The organism is Rhodococcus sp. NPDC060086 (assembly GCF_042730275.1).
Classification (GTDB): Bacteria; Actinomycetota; Actinomycetes; order Mycobacteriales; family Mycobacteriaceae; genus Rhodococcus.
On sequence record NZ_JBHWWZ010000029.1, the window covers coordinates 22737 to 38530 of the forward strand.

Annotated in this window: 16 protein-coding genes; 7 read left to right on the forward strand and 9 right to left on the reverse strand. The window is 66.4% G+C overall.

From position 1 onward, the window contains the following. Window positions 1–1037: 1037 nt before the first annotated feature. The 5 genes from ACFWB0_RS16510 to ACFWB0_RS16530 all read right to left on the reverse strand — a co-directional run bounded on the left by ACFWB0_RS16510 (window position 1038) and on the right by ACFWB0_RS16530 (window position 5671). Window positions 1038–1670: a hypothetical protein gene (locus tag ACFWB0_RS16510; RefSeq protein WP_378491545.1), complete on the reverse strand. Its 633-nt coding sequence runs from the start codon at window positions 1668–1670 to the stop codon at window positions 1038–1040. Continuing rightward, on the reverse strand, window positions 1667–2917 hold the full coding sequence (locus ACFWB0_RS16515) for a putative T7SS-secreted protein (RefSeq protein ID WP_378491546.1): 1251 nt from the start codon (window positions 2915–2917) through the stop codon (window positions 1667–1669). Before ACFWB0_RS16515 ends, ACFWB0_RS16510 begins: the two co-directional genes overlap by 4 nt. Continuing rightward, the gene (locus ACFWB0_RS16520) at window positions 2917–3309 is read right to left on the reverse strand and encodes a hypothetical protein (protein WP_378491547.1); all 393 of its coding nucleotides are present in this window, start codon (window positions 3307–3309) and stop codon (window positions 2917–2919) included. Before ACFWB0_RS16520 ends, ACFWB0_RS16515 begins: the two co-directional genes overlap by 1 nt. A gap of 83 nt (window positions 3310–3392) precedes the next feature. Further along, entirely contained in the window at window positions 3393–4103 is a 711-nt protein-coding gene (locus ACFWB0_RS16525) for a TIGR03089 family protein (protein WP_378491548.1), read from the reverse strand. A gap of 35 nt (window positions 4104–4138) precedes the next feature. Next, the gene (locus ACFWB0_RS16530; protein WP_378491549.1) at window positions 4139–5671 is read right to left on the reverse strand and encodes an LCP family protein; all 1533 of its coding nucleotides are present in this window, start codon (window positions 5669–5671) and stop codon (window positions 4139–4141) included. Window positions 5672–5908: 237 nt separating this feature from the next. Between ACFWB0_RS16530 and rfbD the strand changes: the two genes are divergently transcribed. Genes rfbD through ACFWB0_RS16550 form a run of 4 tightly spaced genes read left to right on the forward strand, consistent with a single transcriptional unit; the run spans window position 5909 to window position 9611 of the window. Further along, complete coding sequence (gene rfbD / locus ACFWB0_RS16535) at window positions 5909–6775, forward strand: dTDP-4-dehydrorhamnose reductase (protein ID WP_378491550.1); 867 nt, start codon at window positions 5909–5911, stop codon at window positions 6773–6775. A 59-nt stretch (window positions 6776–6834) separates the two neighbouring features. After that, on the forward strand, window positions 6835–7752 hold the full coding sequence (locus ACFWB0_RS16540) for a glycosyltransferase family 2 protein (protein ID WP_378491551.1): 918 nt from the start codon (window positions 6835–6837) through the stop codon (window positions 7750–7752). Next, the gene (locus tag ACFWB0_RS16545) at window positions 7749–8834 is read left to right on the forward strand and encodes a sugar phosphate nucleotidyltransferase (RefSeq protein ID WP_378491552.1); all 1086 of its coding nucleotides are present in this window, start codon (window positions 7749–7751) and stop codon (window positions 8832–8834) included. Before ACFWB0_RS16540 ends, ACFWB0_RS16545 begins: the two co-directional genes overlap by 4 nt. A 12-nt stretch (window positions 8835–8846) precedes the next feature. Then, complete coding sequence (locus tag ACFWB0_RS16550) at window positions 8847–9611, forward strand: SGNH/GDSL hydrolase family protein (RefSeq protein WP_378491553.1); 765 nt, start codon at window positions 8847–8849, stop codon at window positions 9609–9611. Between the two features lie 21 nt (window positions 9612–9632). On the opposite strand, the gene ACFWB0_RS16555 is transcribed toward ACFWB0_RS16550, so the two are convergent. From ACFWB0_RS16555 to cofD, 3 genes are read right to left on the reverse strand one after another with little or no spacing between them, the layout of a single operon-like run. Then, window positions 9633–10184 (reverse strand): NUDIX hydrolase, encoded by a 552-nt coding sequence (locus tag ACFWB0_RS16555; protein ID WP_378491554.1) that lies wholly within the window; start codon window positions 10182–10184, stop codon window positions 9633–9635. Between the two features lie 2 nt (window positions 10185–10186). Next, window positions 10187–11557, reverse strand: a complete 1371-nt coding sequence (locus ACFWB0_RS16560) for a coenzyme F420-0:L-glutamate ligase (RefSeq protein ID WP_378491555.1) — start codon at window positions 11555–11557, stop codon at window positions 10187–10189. Then, a complete protein-coding gene (cofD, locus tag ACFWB0_RS16565; RefSeq protein WP_378491556.1) occupies window positions 11557–12546 on the reverse strand; it encodes a 2-phospho-L-lactate transferase in 990 nt (329 codons plus the stop codon). Before cofD ends, ACFWB0_RS16560 begins: the two co-directional genes overlap by 1 nt. A 344-nt stretch (window positions 12547–12890) precedes the next feature. On the opposite strand from cofD, the gene ACFWB0_RS16570 reads away from it, so the two are divergent. Then, the gene (locus ACFWB0_RS16570; RefSeq protein ID WP_378491585.1) at window positions 12891–13151 is read left to right on the forward strand and encodes a WhiB family transcriptional regulator; all 261 of its coding nucleotides are present in this window, start codon (window positions 12891–12893) and stop codon (window positions 13149–13151) included. 128 nt (window positions 13152–13279) lie between these two features. Here ACFWB0_RS16570 and ACFWB0_RS16575 read toward each other — a convergent pair whose 3' ends face one another. Further along, the gene (locus tag ACFWB0_RS16575) at window positions 13280–13777 is read right to left on the reverse strand and encodes a metallopeptidase family protein (RefSeq protein ID WP_378491557.1); all 498 of its coding nucleotides are present in this window, start codon (window positions 13775–13777) and stop codon (window positions 13280–13282) included. Between the two features lie 90 nt (window positions 13778–13867). Between ACFWB0_RS16575 and ACFWB0_RS16580 the strand changes: the two genes are divergently transcribed. Both ACFWB0_RS16580 and ACFWB0_RS16585 read left to right on the forward strand, forming a co-directional pair. After that, window positions 13868–14263: a DUF3499 domain-containing protein gene (locus ACFWB0_RS16580; RefSeq protein WP_378491558.1), complete on the forward strand. Its 396-nt coding sequence runs from the start codon at window positions 13868–13870 to the stop codon at window positions 14261–14263. Between the two features lie 77 nt (window positions 14264–14340). Further along, on the forward strand, window positions 14341–15711 hold the full coding sequence (locus ACFWB0_RS16585; protein WP_378491559.1) for a phosphomannomutase/phosphoglucomutase: 1371 nt from the start codon (window positions 14341–14343) through the stop codon (window positions 15709–15711). Window positions 15712–15794: the final 83 nt, after the last annotated feature.

Sequence of the window (15794 nt, forward strand, 5' to 3'; positions counted from 1 at the left end):
ATTGATTCGGGCCACTGTGAGGGTGAACTCGCGCGGATCGAGAGTGACGAGCGGACGACCGTCAAAGAGCGTGCGGATCTGTGTTTCCTGTATGTCGATGTCCGGTGCGTTCTTGACGTCTCAGCGGAAGTGGGTGTCGTCGGAGGAGTCTGGTGGTGGTCGATACGACGAGTTCGTCGGCCGCGGCCCGTTCTCTGCGACCGTCTTCTTGGAGCTGAGTGAGTCCGTCACGGCGAGTGGGTCTCGACAGTATGAGTAGCTCACCTCGAGGTTGGGGCGGCCCCGAAACGAGCGCGTCATTCGGCGGGGTAGAGGCGGCGAAAGCAGAAGCACGGTGCGTTTTTCGACGATCGGATTCTGGGCATATACGACCATGCGAAGGCATATCCGCGCTCGTGTGCAATGTCGGCGAGGTATACCGGATCCTCCAAGGGGCCCCGTACGCGTACGAGGTCGCGGCCGTCGAAAAAGTACCTGGTCGCTCTGTATAGATCCGGGCGCGGCGAGCTGGGTGCGGCCCGAATTCCGTTATGCGCTGAAAACCCCTGTGGGTAACCGGCGTGCTGCGTGCCGGTGGGAAAGTGCTGGGGGTGCGTCGCGGTCGGAACCTGGGGAAGGGGGGACGGTCGCCAACGAATCGAAACGATAGGGATCCGCGGAGGGGGGCGGCAGGGTAGGAACTGGAACGCGATTCGAGTGCTGCCATAGGCATGGCCGTGTTCTCCTATGTAGTGGTAGCCATAGGTGTTGGCGATACCGTTCATGCGAGCCACTGTGACCGTAAATTCTCTGGGGTCGATCGTGGCAACGGGGCTGCCGTCGAAAATTGCGCGGATCTGTGTTTCTTGAATGTCGATAGCAGGTGCTTTTTTGATACCTCTTCGTACCTTCCAGCGGTGACCGACTCGATAATCGTAGACGGCAACGTAATACAGAAAGGCCACGAGCAGCGCCACGCTTGCCCACCAGCTGGCGGTGTAAGCGCCGGTATCGGCTGATGCGACTATAGCGGTCAATGGTGTCGGCAGATGCAACGCTCACCTCTCGGCTCGGTCGGAGTGGGCATCGTCGGAGGATCCGATGCGGATGCTGTCGACCATCGTCAGTGCGATGTCCACGAACCGGGGCCACAGTTCGCGCGATGAACTACTGAGATCGAGCACAGCCATCTCGGCACCTCCAGGCAGCGGAATGAGTGCTTGGAACGAATCGGAAGTGATCAGGACCGCTTTGCCGGTGACCGTCATGTCCCCCGGCAGATCGAACAGGGATGCCCTCAGCGCGAGGACGACCGGTCCGCATCCGAGTCGGCGGTATTGAACCACCGCGGCAGGGTTGGCCCGAGCCAGTGTGTCCGCCAATGCTCGTGCGAGTTCATCCCGTGCTTCGGGTCGATCGAAGGGGCCGCGTCCGTCAGGAAGGCGCCGAACGGCCAGCGTCACAGCGGCGAACTCGCTCGGCTCGGAATCAGGCAGGGCGAGGGCGCCGGCCAGCACCAGGTCGCAATGCGACAGGAGTTCGCTTGTTGCGAGAACACTGGAGACGTCGGCCTTCGAGTCTTGTGTAGTGGCTGAGGCGACAAGAGCCTCGGCTGCGGCTGTCCTCAGCGGAATATCCCTTTGGAGCGGAATGAGAGAGAGCCCTGACGGGAGATCTAGTTGCAGTCTCACGACGACTCCCGGACAAGAGTGTTGAAGACTGAACCGGATATCGGACCGAGAATGAGAGTGCTCAATTGTTCGGAAGGCGTATCAGGGAGTACGTACTTGTTGACGTCCTGAAAGATGTTGGTCACCCCTTCAGCGCCGGTCAGCTGTGCAGCAATCGGGACGGTAAGTGCGGTACCCGCGCCGGTCCTGCCTGCCGCTTTGTCGACCACTTCAAGCTGCGCTTGCCGGACGGCTGCAGCAGCAGCGCCCTGGGCGTCCCCGATGCTGTCGGCGCCTTTGACGACCATCCCGGCGCCGTCTCCCAGCGTCGAAGCAACCTTGCCGATCCCGCCTGTGGCGACCCCGACGATATCGACCACGAATGTTGTTGCGGTCACTTCGGCTCCGGCTGCCTTCGCGAGTGCGTGCCCAGCGAGCGCAGCGACGCCCAATCCGAGAGCCGCCGTTCCGAGCGGTCCGCTGATGGCGGGAAAGTAGAACGTGACCGCTGCCGCAGCTCCGAGGACAGAACTCAAAGTAGCGAGGGTGTTCGACAACTCGTTGATGAGATCGGCATTGTCCTGCACGTAATCCCAGATGTCCTCGAACAGCTCGCCGACGTCGTCGAGGAAGTCGTCGAGGCGACGCCCGAGCCGTTCGAAGAGTCCTTCGTCGGGTGCCTGTTCGGCGGCCTTACGGAGGACACGTGTGGTCTCGTCCACGAGTCCGCGATGTTGCGTTCGGAGCGATTCGGCGCGCGCGATGATGTCGTCGAGTGTGGTGCGGGCGCGGTCCAACTCCGCGACGGCACTGTCGAGCCGGCCCTGTGCAGCTGCCAGCCGGTCGGGATCGGAGTACGTGCGATGGCGTTCCTGCAGCGCAGGATTGGATTCCGCCGCAGCAACATTGCTGCGTGCGACCCGAGCAAGCTCTTCGAGGCTCACTGCCTTTTTCTGCAGCGAGACAAGGTCGTCGCTCCATGCCTCGAGCGCCCGACCGGCCTGCTGGAGTGAGGAACCGGCGGTGTCGAGTATCGGTGGAAGTTCGGCGCTTCGAGCGCGGAATGCTGTCGCAGCGGTCGACCGCCAGATGCCGTCGCTGTGCCCCATCCGGGCCAGTGCTCGGTGCGCCTCGTCGAGCGTGCGTGCGGTGGTGCGCAGTTGGATAGCGACCGAACCGACCGTGGCCGGATTGCCCGGGGCAGGGTCGAAGCCGAGGTTCGGGAACAGCGCGGCATTCGAATCGCCCGACGTGCCGGGTGCCGACATCAGAAGTCTCCCAGCAGTATGACAGGGGGCCGGGCGGGTGGAGGTGCGGCATTCCCGGCGGAGTCGCCCCCGTCTGGCAGTGCCGAACCGACCGCGCCCAATGCTGCAGCGGTGGCATGAACCTGAGCGCTGTAGGCATCGCACGTCTCTGTCAGTGCGACCGCGAGGCCGTCTGTGGCCGACGCGATCTTGCGGATGCCGTCCTGCCAGCGGTCACGGAAATCGGCTGCAGCGCGATCCAATTCGGCGCAGCCGAGGTCCTGACCGCTGATCGATCCGAGGACATCGACCGCCGCCGACATGTCGTCCGATGCCGTGTCGAGCGTCGACGCGAGCATGGCAACGGCCACGATGTCGATGAACAGTTCTTCTGATGGTGAGCCCCCCGGCACGAATCCCCCTACGTGTCTTCTCCGGCGAGGAGACTACCGCACGGGGCCGGCCTCACATTCATGGTGCGGCACGAGGATGTGCGTCATGCGTCCAATCGTGCGGTGATCTTCTCGCTCTCGACGCGACGGCCGATCGCGGCAGGGTCGGGATTGCTGACCTGGACCAGGGAAGCTCCGACGGAGAGCACCGAGATCAACCCGTCGACGAGTTCGTCGACGGTGGTCCAGTCGCGACTCGACAACACACGGTCGGTGCCGGTGATCCCGGATCGTGACGCAGACTCCTGTGCTGCCGCAACGAGATCGGCGACCGTGCGACCGTCGAGCGCGGCGTCGCCGGCACCGGACGGACGGAACTGGTCGCCGTGCAGCCGCACATTGGAGGCGTAATCGGTGACACCCGGGGGCAGGTCGGGAACGGGGCGTCCGAATGCGTCCAGTGACAGCGCCGCCACCTCGGCGACATCGTCGACCTCGTCGAGTCGGTCCGGGGTGACGAGCGCGAGCTCCGCGTCGGGGTCGGCGTCGAGGACGACCTCCGCACCCGCCCACCACGCGCCGAGCAGGACCGCAGCGCTCTGCCAATGCGCGGGTAGCAGCACCGACACCCGGCCGCCGGGCAGAATTCCGAACTCGTCACGGATCATGTTGGCGGTCTTGGCTGCCCAGTTCGCGAGCGTGATCGCAGACAGTTCGATCCGTGCGCCGGTCGCGTCGTCGTACCACGTGATGCGCGGCCCGGCGGGATCGGACGCGAGGATCGGGTCGAGCAGGGCGGCGGTCAAGGTGGTCACGGAAACCTCGTTCTGGGGAGTCGTATCGGGATGGATCAATTGACGCAGCGCGGACCATCGGACCCGGCGTCGATGGGCGGCGCGGCAGGAGCAGGCGTCGCCGACTCACCCGCCGGTGTCACGCCGGATTGTGCGGTCGTGCCCGACGCGGATGATGAGCTCGATCCGGAGTAGGACGATGAACCCGGACCGGTGTAGTCGTCGGCGAGCACTACCTCGACGGTGCCGGCAGGCAGACTCGGGTCGGATTCGATATCGACGTCTCCGAGTACTGCGGCAACGGAGAGTGCTTCGTCGGAGTCGGCGTCGGCGGTGTACAGGGTCGTCGACGACGTCGTGCCGCCGGAGTAGTTGCCGATCTCGCCCTCGACGTAGCCTTCGGAACTCATTGCCAGCGATACCGCGGAGGCCAGCCCTGACACGCTGCCGGCATTGGAGACGTTCACGGTGACGGTCGACGGGTCGATATCGGGGGCCGGTGTGTCGCTGGTGGTGGTCTCGGACCCCTCCTGACGGGCCTCCTCATTCACCAGACCGGCGACCTGCTCACGTACCTCGTCGGGATCGACCTGGACGACGGACTCGCCGTAGTCGGTCATTGCGTTGATGTCCTGCACCGGAATCGTCGAGAACTGCACGGATCCGCCCGCGAGGCCCTGCATCTGGGTGGCGAGCTGCACGATGTCCCAATCGGAGTCGAGCGCCACCGAGCGCTGCACTGCGGCGGTGAGCTGCGCGACCTTCGACGGATTGCTCAAGGTCTTCGCGCTGAGAACCTTCTGCACGAGCGAGGCCATGAACACCTGTTGACGCACGATCCGATCCAGATCTCCGCGCGGCAGGTCGTGGCGCTGGCGGACGAAGCTCAACGCGTCGGATCCCTGCAAGGTCTGTTCTCCTGCCCGGAAATTGGCACCCGAGAGCGGTTCGTCGACCGCGGCGTTGAGGCACACGTCGACACCGCCGACCGCGTCGGTGAGCAGGACGAATCCGAGGAGCCCTACTTCGGCGTAGTGGTCCACAGTCACACCGGTCAGGTCCGCGACCGATTCGATGAGCGCTTCCCGGCCGGCTTTCGTGGAGGACTTCTCCGCCTCGGCCGCATCGGCGCCGGATTCGGCGGCGTCGAGCCGCGCGAGTTCCTTCGTGGCGCCGTACGCGGCGTTGATCTTGGACATCCCGATGTCCGGCACCTCGACATACGTGTCGCGAGGGATGGAGATGGCTGTGGCCGAGCTTCCATCGTTCGGTACCCGGACCAAAATGATGGTGTCCGTGTTGTTGGCTACTTCATCGCCGGCGCGCAATGCGTCGAGCTCGCGCTGCGACAGGGGGTTGCCGTGCGCGTCGGTGCGACTGTCGGTACCCACCAGGAGAATGTCGAGGGCGCCGTCCGCGCCGTTTCCGAGGTTCAGGCCTTCCACCGATGCGAGCGACGATGCGAACGAATCATAGGTACGCCAGCCGACCCCGGTGGCGATCAACACGAGTCCGGCGGCGATCGCGGCCGCGAACTGGCGCGGCCGGCCCGTGAACACCCGCGACACCCCGAGCGTGGACTGGGGCATCGCACGTTCACCGGCGCTGCGCCGGGAGCTGCGTTGCTCACCTACGGGCCGGGACGACGAGCGCGTCGGACGCGTCCTACGCCGCTCACCCGTGCTGGGGCGCGCCCTGGTCCTGCGGCGGGGCGGCTCTGACGGCACCTGCGGTCCTCCTTCGGCTGTCGTCCGGGTACTCGATGAAGGTTACTGGTGGAATTCCCCGACGGGCGTGTTCGACACCGGCGTGCCAGACTCGGCCAGGTGCGTAACGTTCTCGTGACCGGGGCCCACGGCCAGCTCGGCCGTCATGTGCTCGACCTCGCGACCTCCTCCGGAATCCCGATTCGTGGCGCGGGCTCCGCCGAGATCGACATCACCGACGCCGCATCGGTGTCTGCCGCTGTCGAGCCAGGCTCGGTCGTGATCAACTGTGCCGCGTACACGGCGGTCGATGCGGCGGAGGCCGACGAGGATGCAGCCGCAGCCGTCAATGGGCACGGCCCGGCCGTCCTCGCCCGGGTGTGCGCCGACACCGGTGCACACCTGATCCACGTGTCCACCGACTACGTGTTCGCCGGGGATGCTTCACAGCCGTACCCGACCGATGCGCGCACCGACCCCCGTAGCGCATACGGACGGACGAAACTACTCGGCGAACAGGCTGTCCTCGCGGCCCTGCCGTCCGCGCACGTCGTGCGGACCGCGTGGGTCTACACCGGTGACGGAAACGATTTCGTCGCGACGATGCGACGCCTCGAGCGTGAACGCGACACTGTGCGCGTCGTCGACGACCAGGTCGGCTCTCCCACCTATGCGCGTGACCTCGCTGCGGGCCTGCTCGAACTCGCAGAGCGCACCGACACCGATCCGGTCCCGGGCGGGATCCTGCATGCGACCAATGCGGGGGAGACCACGTGGTACGACTTGGCGCGCGCTGTCTTCGCCGGTGTCGGCGCCGATCCGGAACGGGTCCGGCCCTGCACGAGCGACGAGTTCGTGCGACCGGCCCCGCGTCCCGCGTACTCGGTGCTGGACGGGCGGGCCTGGTCGGTGGCGGGCCTCACTCCACTCCGGCCGTGGAAGGACGCGTTGGACGCGGCGCTCAGTGCGCTGGATTCACCCGCGTGAATCCGACGAACTCTGCCTGTGACTCGTCGCACACGGCCGCGGCCGCTATGGTGGCGCGCGTGGATTCGACGCTGGCCGTGGTGACGGTGACCTACTCGCCCGGCGAGCACCTCGAGAACTTTCTGACTTCGCTCGCGACCGCGACGTCGCTGCCTACTCGGGTGATCATGGCCGACAACGGCTCGACCGACGGGACGCCGGAAGCGGCAGCGCAGGCACATTCGAATGTGACCTTGCTGCATACCGGCGGCAACATCGGTTACGGCGGCGCGGTCAACCGTGCGGTTGCCGAGATCGGTGAGTCGGCAGAGTTCGTGGTGGTCGCCAACCCCGATGTCCGGTGGAGTCCCGGCTCACTGGACACCCTTCTGGCCGCGGCGCAGCGGTGGCCGCGCGCTGGGTCTCTGGGCCCCTTGATCCGCGAACCGGACGGAAGTATCTATCCGTCCGCGCGCACTGTGCCGACGTTGTCCTCCGGCGCCGGGCACGCACTGCTCGGCACGGTGTGGCCCACGAACCCGTGGACACAGCGTTACCGTCAGGAGAACGAGGCGATCAGCGAACGGCCCGTCGGATGGCTCTCCGGGTCCTGCCTGCTTCTTCGCCGTGCAGCCTTCGACACCGTCGACGGTTTCGATTCCCGGTACTTCATGTACATGGAGGACGTGGACCTCGGTGATCGACTCGGGCGCGCCGGGTGGCACAACGTCTTCGTCCCGTCCTCCGAGGTCACGCACGCCAAAGGTCACGCTGCGGGACGTCACCCGGAACTGATGCTTCCGGCGCACCATGAGAGTGCGTACCGGTTCCAGGCCGATCGGCACCCGCATCCGTGGCAGGCCCCGTTGCGCTGGGCATTGCGCGGTGGCCTCGCGGTGCGATCGAAGGTGGCGGTCGCTTCGGCCGTACGTGAGCGTGATGCAGGCAAGGTCGGCCGCGAGGGGATCGATCTCGACGAGAAACAGGGGAAATCATGACGAGTGCTGCCGCACCGCATACCGACGCGGTGATTCTGGTGGGCGGGCAGGGGACGAGGCTGCGACCGTTGACGCTGTCGGCGCCGAAGCCGATGCTGCCGACCGCGGGTCTGCCGTTCCTGACACACCTGCTCGCGCGTATTCGCGAGGCGGGCATCAAGCACGTGGTGCTCGGAACGTCGTTCAAGGCGGAGGTCTTCGAGGAGCACTTCGCGGACGGATCCGATCTCGGACTCGAGATCGAGTACGTCACCGAGACCGAGCCCCTCGGGACCGGTGGTGGTATCCGCAATGTGCTCCCGAAGCTTCGTGCCGAAAACATCATGGTGTTCAACGGTGACGTGCTCGGTGGTACAGATCTCGGCGCCGTGCTCGACACGCATGTCCGCACCGAGGCCGACGTGACGTTGCACCTGGTTCGGGTCGGTGATCCCCGCGCGTTCGGTTGCGTGCCGACAGACGCCGACGGTCGGGTGACGGCCTTCCTCGAGAAGACACAGGATCCTCCGACCGACCAGATCAATGCGGGCTGCTACGTGTTCCGCCGGGAGATCATCGAGTCGATCCCGGAGGGCCGTCCGGTGTCGGTCGAGCGTGAGGTGTTCCCCGCGCTGTTGACGGAGGGTAAGAAGCTCTTCGGCCACGTCGACGCTGCGTACTGGCGCGATATGGGCACCCCCGAGGACTTCGTGCGTGGTTCGGCGGATCTGGTACGTGGGATCGCTCCGTCGCCGGCGCTGTACGGGCAGCGTGGCGAGTCGCTGGTGCACCCCGGTGCGTCGGTGGCGCCGGGTGCGCTGCTGATCGGTGGCACGGTGGTCGGTCGTGGCGCCGAGATCGGTGCGGGGGCCCGCCTCGACGGCGCGGTGATCTTCGACGGTGCGAGGGTCGAGGCCGGTGCGGTCATCGAGCGGACTATCGTCGGTTTCGGTGTACGGGTGGGTCCGCGCGCGTTGATCCGCGACGGTGTGATCGGCGACGGCGCCGACATCGGTGCGCGCTGCGAACTGTTGCGTGGTGCGCGGGTGTGGCCCGGCGTCCGGATCCCGGATGGAGGCATCCGGTTCAGCACCGATGTCTGAACGGAAGTCGACATGAAGTTCGATAGGTATGTAGCGCTGGGGGATTCGTTCACCGAGGGTGTGGGCGATCTCGATCCGTCCCGTCCGAACGGGGTGCGGGGATGGGCCGACCGCGTCGCCGAGCAGCTCGGCAGGAGCCACGAGGGATTCGGCTATGCCAATCTCGCGATCCGTGGGCGGGTGCTCCGGCAGATCCTCGACGAACAGGTCGATGTTGCAGTCGCCCTCGAACCCGATCTCGTGACCATCTACGCCGGTGGCAACGACATCATGCGACCCGGTCTGAATCTCGATGCGCTCGTCGCGCAGTACGAGGAGGCGATCGCCGCACTCACCGGCACCGGCGCCCGGGTACTGATGTGGACGGCGTACGACGTCGGCTGGGCCCCGGTGTTCCGGCATCTGCGGGGACGTGTCGCGATCTACAACGAACTCGTCCGCGCGGTCGCCGACCGGCACGGTGCGACGCTCGTCGACTACTGGCGATTCGCGGAGTATCAGGATTACCGGATGTGGGATTTCGATCGGCTGCACATGTCGCCGGAAGGTCATCGCAACATGGCGATCCGGGTGCTGGACACGCTGGGAGCCGAGCACGAGATCGAGCCCGTGGACCTCGGACCGGCACCGGCAGTTGCTCGCCCGGAACAGCGGCGGGCCGATGCCAAGTGGGCGCGGGAGTTCCTCGTGCCCTGGGTCGGGCGACGGGTCCGCCGCGAATCTTCGGGCGACGGGATCGCCCCGAGACGTCCGATTCCGGCACCGGTCGAACTGTAGCGCGCCTCCCAGTCGCGCGAATCAGCGCCGGGCAGCGGCGAGGCGTACGAGGTGCTCGATCGTCTCGTGTTCGGCGTCGGCAGGCAATGCGTCGATCGGCCACCACTGCAGGTCGGTCGACTCGGCGCTGCGAACCGGCACCGCACCCACTGGCGCGGTCACGAGAAACCTCAGGTCGAGGTGCCGTGTGGGCACGCCGAGCGAGCACGTGATCGGGTGAGTATGTGCCGAGAGCACATTCGGGTCGATCCTGAGTTCGTCGATGCCCGACTCTTCGGTGGCCTCGCGGAGGGCGGCGTCGACGACGGTCTCGTCGTTCTCCTCGCAGTGCCCGCCGAGCTGGATCCATCTGCCGACCCGAGGATGCAGTGTGAGCAGCACATGGCGGTGATCGGCGTCGAGCACGAGGGACGACGCGGTGATGTGCCCGGGAGCGTGTGAACGCAGGCAGCCGCCCGGCGCCGAATCGAGGAACGCGAGCATCGTGTGCCGCAACGATTCCGCGTCCGCCGAATCGGTGCGCCATGCGGTGAGGCGCTCGAGTGCGGACGCGTGCAGGGAACCGGCCGACACGACTACAGCTCCCGCAGGGCGTCGCCCGGATCTGCGGCCTCGCGAGGCTGCGGATCGTCCTTCGGATACCCCACCGCGATCGCGCCGAGAGGCGACCAGTCGGCGGGAAGGTCGAGTTCCTCACGTACGACGTCGGGGGCGAAGATGGTGGAACCGATCCAGCAACTACCCAGGCCGCGTGTCGCGAGTGCGACGAGGAGGCCCTGCACGGCTGCGCCGGCGGCGACGGTGAACATCGTGGCTTCGGCGGCGGTGCGCCGCGCATCCGGATACTCGTGCGCACCGTCGGGAACCCAGAACGGCACCAGTACCTCGGGTGCGTCGTAGAGGATCGATCCGCGCGCGAGCCGACGTTCGACGGCGACAGGGTCGAGTCCGTCGCCCGCGAGGTCGTCGGCCCAGCGGTCGCGCATCCGGTCGAGGAGACGTCCCCTCACCTGTTCGGTACGTACCCACACGAACCTGACCGGACGGGTGTGGTGTGGCGCGGGCGCGGTGAGGGCCTCGGCGACCGCGTCGCGCAGGTCTTCGGGATCGACGGGATCGGCAGAGAACTCGCGTACCGAGCGGCGCAACAGCAGTGCTTCGCGTCGACCCCGTTCCAGCGCTTCGGCGGTGCCGAGCCAGAACAGATCGTCCTCGCCCCCGCGCACGAGTGCGCGTGCGGTGGATCCGTCGTCGGGAAGGTCGAGGCCGCGGACCACCGCGACCGGGACTCCGCCGAGTTTGCCCTTGACGAGATCTCCCGCGGCCGCGATCTCGTCGGCGAGGGCGACGGAGGTGACCATGAGTTCGTTGCCCTGGGAGTCGCGGGAACCCTCGTAGCCGTGGAGGACCGGCAGTCCGGCCGATCCGATTGCAGCGTCGGTCTGGCCGACCCGCCACGCACGGCCCATGGTGTCGGTGACCACGACCCCGACGGTGACGCCGAGCAGTTCCGAGATCCGGGTGCGCAGTGCGGCGGCGCTGGCATCGGGATTCTCGGGCAACAGTGCGAGTTCCGCGCCGTCGACGTTGGAGCCGTCGATACCCGATGCGGCCTGCACGATACCCAGTTTGTTCTCGGTGATCAGGGTGCGGCCTTTCTGGGCGAGCACCCGTACCGCTTCCTGCGTGACGAGGCGCCGCCGCAGGGCGTCGCGCGCGTCGGCGTCGGTGGGTGAGGCGACGATGCGGCCCTCGGTCTTCGACAGGATCTTGCTGGTGACCACCAGGATGTCGCCGTCGGCGAGCCACGGCGCGGCAGCAACGAGCGCGGCCGCGAGGTCGTCTCCGGGCCGGAACTCCGGTAGTCCGGTGACCGGCCGGATCTCGATCGGGCCGCCAGGTGCGTGGTCGTGCACTTGGGCATCGGTCGCGGCATCGGCGGGCATCACAATTGCACTCCAGCGAGTTCCAGTGCGGCACGCGCCATTTCGGCGGTCGCATCGACATCGGTCATGAGCAGTGGCACGCTGCGTACCTCGACGCCGGGAACATCGGCGTCGTCGGTCGAATGTACGAGCCAGCCATCGAGGATTCCGGTACCGCTGCGCGCTCCGTAGTGCCTGCCCACGGCCTCTGCGGTGGTGTCGACTCCGATCACGTCGAGGCACGCGTCGGCCATGCCACGCAGCGGTTTACCGCCGACGACGGGCGAGAGGCCGATGACCTTGGCTTTCGTCGTGCGCAGCGCGCCACGTATTCCCGGCACTGCGAGAATCGCGCCGACACTGACGACCGGGTTCGACGGTGCGAGAACTATCACGTCGGCGGACTCGATGGCTTCGAGGACGCCGGGTGCGGGTGTCGCTTCGTCGGCACCGATGTGGGCGAAGCTGTGGGTGGGTACCTGTGCGCGGTGACGCACCCACCATTCCTCGAAGTGGATTGCGCGCTGCTCGCCGTCGGCCGGATCGGTGATCACGACATGGGTCTCGCTGCGCTCGTCGGAAACCGGGAGCAACGTCACACCGGGCTTCCACCGTGTGCACAGCGCTTCGGTGACCGCGGAGAGCGGATATCCTGTGCGCAGCATCCTCGTCCGGATCAGATGGGTGGCGATGTCGCGGTCGCCGAGGCCGAACCAGTCGGGGTCTGCGCCGTATGCCGCGAGTTCTTCCTTGGCGTTCCAGGTTTCGGCCTTGCGGCCCCATCCGCGCTCGGTGTCGATTCCGTCGCCGAGGGTGTACATGCATGTGTCGAGATCGGGGCAGATCCTCAGACCGTGCATCCACACGTCGTCGCCGACATTGACGATGGCGGTGATCCGATGCGGTGCGTCGGGATCGATGTCGGAGCCCGGTGCGATGCCGAGGAGTTCTCGCAATCCTGTGAGGAAACGGGCACCGCCGACACCTCCGACCAATACAGTCACATTCACGGGGCCAGCCTATGCGGTGCGCGTGGTACCCGGTCGAGCGCCGTCTCAAACCAAGAAATTGCAAAGTCGTAGATCGTAAGCGAGAAAATCCGTTCCGCTTGACCGCGACACGCCGGGCGTGTCTAATCACATATGTGTCATTCCGGGTTTCCGGATCGGGATCGATTGCGACGACGTCGCATTCGAGCAAGATTCGGGGGGTGGCAGAAAGATCCCGATCCGCGAAAGTTGCGGCGCTGCAGGTGAGGAGGCGGAGGATGGCCGACGAGCGCGAAGTTTTCGAGATCTCTCGGATCGATACTGCAGTCGAGAGTATCTGCGACGAGTCCGACAGTGGCACACCGATTCTGCAATTGATTACAGGATTCGGTGATCCCACGGATATCGAAGAGCAGTGGCAGGAACGCGCGCTGTGCGCACAGACCGACCCGGAGGCGTTCTTCCCCGAAAAGGGCGGTTCGACGCGGGAAGCGAAGCGCATCTGCCTGGGCTGTGAAGTTCGTGACGAGTGTCTCGAATATGCCCTTGCTCACGACGAACGTTTCGGAATCTGGGGTGGGCTGTCAGAAAGGGAACGGCGGCGCCTCAAGCGCGGCATCGTCTGACGGGCGGGTCCGGTCCGGTACGGGGAGTACGGGCCTGATCCATTCGTGTCCGGACGCGATGCATGACGAGGGCCGGGTATTCGGGCAACCGAGTGCCCGGCCTTCGTCATGTGTGTCTCGTGCCGGCCTCAGTCCTCGTCGCCGAGATCACCGAGTCCCGGATCGACCACCTCCGGTTCGATGCCGAGGTAGGTCGCGACCTGATGGACGAGGACGTCGTGGACGAGATCGGTGAGGTCCTCGGGATCCTCCGCGCGGAGTTCGAGCGGCCGGCGGAACAAGACGATCCGTGCGCGAGTGGCAGCGCCGCGCCGGTCGATGCCCGCGGGCACCAGTCGCGACAGCGGGACAGGGCCGTCGGCGACGACCTCGTCGGGCCAGTTCACCGAGTCCGGGTCGCGTGCGCGAATCTTCGGAACGTCGTCGACCGCGAGGTCGAGTTTCGTCAGGCGGTCGTGCCACTGAGCGTCGATCGGTGCGAACGCGCTGAGCACGAGGAGGTCGAATTTCTCGGCACGCGACTTCCATGCCGGCAGCTCGTGGGGAAACAGCGGTCCGCGGATTCCGCGACCGCGTCGCGTCACCGCGCGGGACGACACGGGGGTTGTACGACGTGCTCGGGCCATGCAGTGGAGATTACGACAGAGGAAAACATCGGGAGGTTCCCCGGTGTGTCCGAATAGTCCCGGGGCGGGCGACACGCTACGCTCCGATGCGTGAGATCACTGCGTCGATGCTGCCGGCCTGGGTGCAAGAACCCTGCTGCTGCGACGCTGACCTACGTCTATTCGGACTCGACCGCCGTGGTGGGGCCCTTGGCCACGGTCGCGGAGCCGCACTCGTGGGATCTGTGCGATACACACGGCTCGAGAATCACGGCGCCGAAGGGCTGGGAACTCGTCCGCTACGAGGGGGCATTCGACAGCGCCACCCCTGATGAGGACGATCTCACTGCACTCGCCGAGGCGGTGCGCGAGGCAGGTATGGGCGAACGCAACCGACTCGAAGCGGATCCGGCAGAGGCCGAGGTCGCGCCGCGTGCTGCGGTTCCGTCGACTGCGCGTACCGGCCGCCGAGGTCACCTGCGGGTGTTGCCCGATCCCACGAGCTGACTCCGTCGCACTAGGCTGATCGCGGGTCTGCGCCACGAGGGTGGCGCGGTGCAATTCGACGATCAGGAGCGGAAACAGTGGCGAGATCTGCCGAATCGGTTGCAGCCGTGATCAAGGCGTACGACGTTCGCGGCGTAGTGGGGACGCAGATCGACGAGCAGTTCGTCCGCGAGATCGGTGCGTCGTTCGGACGTCTCGTCCGAGACGACAGCGCCGCGACCCGCGTGGTGATCGGCCACGACATGCGCGAATCGTCCCCGGCGCTGGTGAACGCTTTTGCGGACGGCGTCGTCGCGCAGGGACTCGACGTGGTGCTCATCGGGCTCGCGTCCACCGATCAGCTGTACTTTGCCTCCGGCATCCTCGATGCCCCCGGCGCGATGTTCACCGCGAGCCACAACCCGGCCGAGTACAACGGCATCAAGCTGTGCCGGGCGGGCGCGAAGCCGGTCGGTCAGGAGACCGGGCTCGGAACCATCGCCGACGAGGTGACCGCAGGGGTACCCGGCTATGACGGTGCTCCCGGCACGATCAGCGAACAAGACGTACTCGAGGAATACGCGTCGTTCGTACGGGGGCTGGTGGATCTGTCGCAGTTGCGCCCGCTGAAGGTGGCGGTCGACGCAGGCAACGGAATGGGCGGCCACACCGTCCCCGCGACGTTCGGCCCGCTCCCGATCGATCTGGTGCCGCTGTACTTCGAACTCGACGGGTCCTTCCCCAACCACGAGGCCAACCCGCTCGACCCCGCGAACCTCGTGGATCTGCAGCGCCTCGTCGTCGAGTCCGGTGCCGATGTCGGCCTCGCCTTCGACGGCGACGCGGACCGTTGCTTCGTCGTCGACGAGCGCGGTCAACCCGTGACTCCTTCCGCCGTGACCGCACTGGTCGCGGCCCGTGAACTCGGCAAAGAGCCGGGCGCCACGATCATCCACAACCTGATCACGTCACGCATCGTGCCCGAGATGGTGACCGAACTCGGCGGGAAGCCCGTGCGCACCCGGGTCGGGCACTCGTTCATCAAGCAGCAGATGGCCGAGACCGGTGCAGTGTTCGGCGGGGAGCACTCCGCCCACTACTACTTCCGTGATTTCTGGGGCGCAGACTCGGGCATGCTCGCAGCTCTGCACGTCCTGGCCGCGCTTGCCGCCCATGATGGCCCGCTGTCCGATCTCATGGAGTCGTACAACCGGTACGAGGCATCGGGGGAGATCAACTCCACCGTCGGTGATGCGGCGGAACGGACCGAAGCCGTGGTCACCGCGTTCGCCGACCGCACTCTGTCCGTCGACCGGCTCGATGGAGTCACCGTCGAACTTCCCGGCAACACGTGGTTCAACCTGCGCGCGTCCAACACGGAGCCGCTGCTGCGGCTGAATGTGGAGGCGCCCACGCGCGCGGAGGTCGACACGCTGGTCGAAGAGATCCTGGCTGTCGTGCGTGCGTGACGGAAGTATTCGTGGCAGTGATAATCGAAGTGCCCGGTGCGTGTGCTGCATCGGGTCGACCCGAGTCTGCGAGGAGAGAAAGG

Bases quoted from the DNA above. Each gene is read 5' to 3' on its own strand.
- ACFWB0_RS16575 (WP_378491557.1), bottom strand. From the start codon at position 13,777: ATGGCCCGAGCACGTCGTACAACCCCCGTGTCGTCCCGCGCGGTGACG.
- ACFWB0_RS16550 (WP_378491553.1), top strand. From the start codon at position 8,847: ATGAAGTTCGATAGGTATGTAGCGCTGGGGGATTCGTTCACCGAGGGT.
- ACFWB0_RS16530 (WP_378491549.1), bottom strand. From the start codon at position 5,671: ATGCCCCAGTCCACGCTCGGGGTGTCGCGGGTGTTCACGGGCCGGCCG.
- ACFWB0_RS16515 (WP_378491546.1), bottom strand. From the start codon at position 2,917: ATGTCGGCACCCGGCACGTCGGGCGATTCGAATGCCGCGCTGTTCCCG.
- ACFWB0_RS16545 (WP_378491552.1), top strand. From the start codon at position 7,749: ATGACGAGTGCTGCCGCACCGCATACCGACGCGGTGATTCTGGTGGGC.
- ACFWB0_RS16560 (WP_378491555.1), bottom strand. From the start codon at position 11,557: ATGCCCGCCGATGCCGCGACCGATGCCCAAGTGCACGACCACGCACCT.